The organism is Streptomyces beihaiensis, assembly GCF_026274175.1.
Lineage (GTDB): Bacteria > Actinomycetota > Actinomycetes > Streptomycetales > Streptomycetaceae > Streptomyces > Streptomyces beihaiensis.
Map to the genome: position 1 here is coordinate 1 of NZ_JAPHNL010000152.1, position 4,738 is coordinate 4,738.

Annotated in this window: 3 protein-coding genes; 1 reads left to right on the forward strand and 2 read right to left on the reverse strand. The window is 71.2% G+C overall.

Annotated elements, in window-relative coordinates:
- Positions 1–977: homocysteine S-methyltransferase family protein (locus tag OFY01_RS15105; RefSeq protein ID WP_266600115.1), on the reverse strand; the 977-nt coding region annotated here is incomplete at its 3' end.
- Positions 978–1,046: 69 nt separating this feature from the next.
- Entirely contained in the window at positions 1,047–2,258 is a 1,212-nt protein-coding gene (gene metK / locus OFY01_RS15110; protein WP_266600117.1) for a methionine adenosyltransferase, read from the reverse strand.
- A 417-nt stretch (positions 2,259–2,675) separates the two neighbouring features.
- On the opposite strand from metK, the gene OFY01_RS15115 reads away from it, so the two are divergent.
- Entirely contained in the window at positions 2,676–4,670 is a 1,995-nt protein-coding gene (locus OFY01_RS15115) for an FAD/NAD(P)-binding protein (RefSeq protein WP_266600119.1), read from the forward strand.
- The last annotated feature ends 68 nt before the right edge of the window (positions 4,671–4,738 follow it).

A 4,738-nucleotide genomic window follows, 5' to 3' on the forward strand; every position in this document is an offset into this window, starting at 1 on the left:
GGCTCCGGACGCGGCTCCCGCACCACGGGAGACAAACCACGCACCCGCTCCACCACCAGCCGCAGATGCTCCGGCGTCGTACCGCAGCAACCACCGACCAGCGACAGCCCGTACTCGCGCACGAACGTCTCCTGGGCGTCGGCCAGTTCGGGCGCGGTCAGGGGGTAGTGCGCGCCGTCCCTCGTCAGCACGGGCAGGCCGGCGTTGGGCATGGCCGAGATCGGAATGCGTGAGTGGCGTGACAGGTAGCGCAGGTGCTCGCTCATCTCGGCCGGGCCCGTCGCGCAGTTCAGGCCGATCATGTCGATGCCCAGCGGCTCCAGCGCGGTCAGGGCCGCGCCGATCTCCGAGCCGAGCAGCATCGTGCCGGTGGTCTCCACGGTGACCGAGCAGATCAACGGCAGGTTCGTGGCTGTCGCCTCCAGCGCGCGGCGGGCGCCGACCAGTGCCGCCTTGGTCTGGAGCAGGTCCTGCGTGGTCTCCACGAGCAGCGCGTCCGCACCGCCCGCGATCAGGCCCTCGGCGTTGTGCTGATAGGCGTCCCGCAGGGTCGTGTACGGGGCGTGTCCCAGCGTCGGCAGTTTCGTGCCCGGCCCCATCGAGCCGAGGACCCACCGCTGCCGCCCGGTCGACGCCGTGAACTCGTCCGCCACCTCGCGCGCCACCCGTGCGCCGGCCTCGGACAGCTCGAAGACCCGCTCGGGGATGTCGTACTCCCCCAGGGCCGCGAAATTCGCACCGAACGTGTTGGTCCCCACGCAGTCCACGCCCACCGCGAAGTACGCCTCGTGCACCGAGCGCACGATGTCGGGGCGGGTCAGGTTCAGGATCTCGTTGCAGCCCTCGAGCTGCTGGAAGTCGTCCAGCGTGGGGTCCTGTGCCTGCAGCATGGTGCCCATCGCACCGTCGGCCACCACCACACGTGACGCGAGGGCGGCGCGCAGTGCGGCCACCCGCTGTCCCGAGCCGCCCGTCATGACGCGACCACCGCGGCAGGGACCGTCAGGTGATCGGTGGCTGTGGAGTCGGTCACCGCGATCCGCATGTCAGATCCCTGCGGCTGCGCGCAGGGCCTGCGCACGGTCCGTGCTCTCCCACGTGAATTGCGCGCCCTCGCGCCCGAAGTGCCCGTAGGCGGCGGTCTGGGCGTAGATGGGACGCAGCAGGTCGAGGTCGCGGATGATCGCCGCCGGACGCAGATCGAAGACCTCGCCGATGGCCCGCTCGATGGCGGACTGCGACACCACGGCCGTGCCGAACGTCTCCACGAAGAGGCCCACCGGCTCCGCCTTGCCGATCGCGTAGGCGACCTGCACCTCGCAGCGCTCGGCGAGGCCGGCCGCCACGACGTTCTTGGCCACCCAGCGCATCGCGTACGCCGCGCTGCGGTCCACCTTGGACGGGTCCTTGCCGGAGAACGCGCCGCCGCCGTGGCGGGCGTAGCCCCCGTACGTATCGATGATGATCTTCCGGCCCGTCAGGCCAGCGTCGCCCATCGGGCCGCCCACCTCGAAGCGCCCGGTCGGGTTCACCAGCAGCCGGTAGCCCTCGGTCTCCAGCTTGATGCCGTCCTCGGCCAGCTGTGTCAGGACCGGCTCCACGACCTCGGCCCGCAGGTCCGGCGTGAGGAGTCCGTCCAGGTCGATGTCGGGGGCGTGCTGCGAGGACACCACCACCGTGTCCAGGCGGACCGGGCGGCTGCCGTGGTACTCGATCGTCACCTGTGTCTTGCCGTCCGGGCGCAGATACGGGACGGTGCCGTCCTTGCGAACGGCCGTCAGGCGCCGCGAGAGCCGGTGCGCGAGCTCGATGGGCAGCGGCATCAGGTTCGGCGTCTCGTTCGTCGCGTAGCCGAACATCAGCCCCTGGTCGCCGGCTCCCTGCCGGCCGAGCTCGTCACCGCCCTCGCCCGCGACACGCGACTCGTAGGCCGTGTCCACTCCCTGCGCGATGTCGGGCGACTGCGCGCCGATCGACACGGACACGCCGCACGACGCCCCGTCGAAACCCTTCGCGGACGAGTCGTAGCCGATCCGCAAAATCGTGTCCCGCACGATCCCCGCGATGTCCGCGTACGCGGACGTCGTCACTTCGCCCGCCACATGGACCTGACCTGTCGTGATCAGCGTCTCCACGGCGACGCGTGACGTGGGGTCGGCGGCCAGCAGGGCGTCGAGGACCGCGTCGCTGATCTGGTCGGCGATCTTGTCCGGATGCCCCTCCGTCACGGACTCCGACGTGAACAGGCGTGTCGTCATGGCTCTCCCTGGGACGCATCGGAGTCGGGGGCGAAAGTCCGGTGATCACGGACTCGGCCCTCATGCTGGGGCCGCCTGCTTAAGCGTGGCTTGGGTGGACGACCGGCCCTTCGGCCCGCGAAGGGGCACAGCCGCGGCTGCTACGGGCGGCGGATAGCAAAGTCATGGCAATTCCCGGCCGGGGCGCTGGTCAGGGCCCGGCTGAGCTTCCGCTCCTCCTTTCCGACGGAGCAGGATACGGGGAAGTTTTTCTCTCTCAGGACGCATTCAACAGCCATCTACGGGCCGCGCGTTGACGTTATTTCGAGCTGAGGATTTGCTTCTCTCCGGCCCTGCGTCCGCCGCCCTTCATTCCCTTTCGAAGCGGCACCCGCCTTTTCCTCTTCTCGCCAATTGACACTGAATCAGGAGCAGCAGATGGGAAATCAGCAACTGACTCTGTGCATCATCGGCACCGGTCCCCGCGGTCTCTCGGTGCTCGAACGCGTCTGCGCCAACGCCGCCCTCGTGCCCCGGACCGGGCTGACCGTGCACGTGGTCGACCCCGAGCGACCAGGTTCCGGCCGGGTCTGGCGCGGCACTCAGTCCCGCCATCTGCTGATGAACACGGTCGCCTCCCAGGTCACGCTCTTCACCGACGATTCCGTCGACATGGAGGGGCCGCTCGCCACCGGTCCGAGTCTGTACGAATGGGCGTGCCTCATGGCGCCCCTCGGCCCCGAGGAGGCCGGCCTGGACGAGGGATTCCTGCGCGAGGCCCGACGCCTCGGGCCCGATACGTATCCGACGCGCGCCTTCTACGGTCAGTATCTGGAGTGGGTTTTCCAGCGCGTGGTGGCGCTCGCGCCCGACCACGTGGACATCGTCGTCCACCGCACCCGCGCCGTCGCCCTCGACGACCTCGATGTCGTCGACGGCATCGACGCCATCGACGGCCCGGTCGGCGCGGGCGCGCCGCGGCAGACCGTGCGCCTGGAGAACGGAAAGGAGCTGACCGGCCTCGACGCCGTGGTGCTCGCGCTCGGTCACGTCGCGGCGGACGACCCCGAGCCGCTGGCCCGCCTGCACGACGAGGCGACCGGGCTCGGCCTGACCCATCTGCGGCCCGCCAACCCGGCGGACGTGGACCTGAGCGGCATCGAACCCGGCGAGCCCGTCATTCTGCGCGGCCTCGGCCTCAACTTCTTCGACTACATGGCCCTGTTCACCCAAGGGCGTGGAGGGACCTACGAGCAGCGGGGCGACGCACTCGTCTACCGGCCCAGCGGCAAGGAGCCCCGCCTGTACGCGGGCTCGCGGCGTGGCGTGCCGTACCACGCGCGCGGAGAGAACGAGAAGGGCCCGCACGGCAGGCACATGCCGCTGCTCCTCGACGAGGAGACGGTGCGCGGGCTGCGCCGCCGCGGCGAGGACGGCCCTGGCCTCGACTTCCAGAACGATCTGTGGCCGCTGATCGCCAAGGAGGTGGAGACCGTCTACTACACGGCGCTGCTCGCCCGCAGGCAGCCGCCGGCCGCCGTGGGCACCTTCCGCGCCCAGCTCCTCGCGGCCCCCTGGGGCACGCCCGCCGAGCAGGCCGTGCTCGACGAGTACGGCATCGCCGGGGCGGACCGGTGGGACTGGCAGCGGATCGCTCGGCCGGACGGCGGGGCCGCGTTCGCCGACCCGGCCGCCTGGCGCGACTGGCTGCTCGCGCGGCTGCGGCAGGACGTCGCCGACGCCCTCGCGGGCAATGTGTCAGGGCCCCTGAAGGCGGCGCTCGACGCCCTGCGCGACCTGCGCAACGAGATACGCCTGCTCGTCGATCACGGCGGCCTGACCGCCCGGTCCCACCGCGACCACCTCGACCGTTGGTACACGCCCCTCAACGGGTTCTTGTCCATCGGACCGCCCGCCTCCCGCATCCAGGAGATGATCGCGCTCATCGAGGCGGGCGTGCTCACCGTCATCGGTCCCGACATCACCGTGGAGCTCGACGCCGAGCAGCGCGAGTTCGTGGCGTCGTCGCCGCGCGTCGCCGGTTTCGAGGCGCGCGCGTCGGTGCTCGTCGAGGCCCGGCTGCCCGACATCGACCTGCGGCGCACCGCCGATCCGCTCCTGCGCCACCTGCTGACCACCGGGCAGTGCACGCGCTATCACATCCGGGGGCCCGCCGCGCAGACGTACGAGACCGGTGGGCTCGCCGTCACCGAGCGGCCCTACCGGCTCGTGGGCCCCGACGGCCGTGCGCATCCGAGGCGCTTCGCCTACGGGGTGCCCACGGAGTCCGTGCACTGGGTCACCGCCGCGGGCATCCGCCCCGGCGTCAACTCGGTGACGCTCGGCGACTCGGACGCGATCGCCCGCGCGGTCCTGGCCCTGGCCGGCAAAGAGGCGTCCACGCTGCCCTTCACCGGAACGGAGGCCCTGTGATGGCGCGGCCCACCGGCGTCGAGCCCGCGCGCCCGGCCGCCGAGCGCCCCACGACCAAGCGCGCCGAC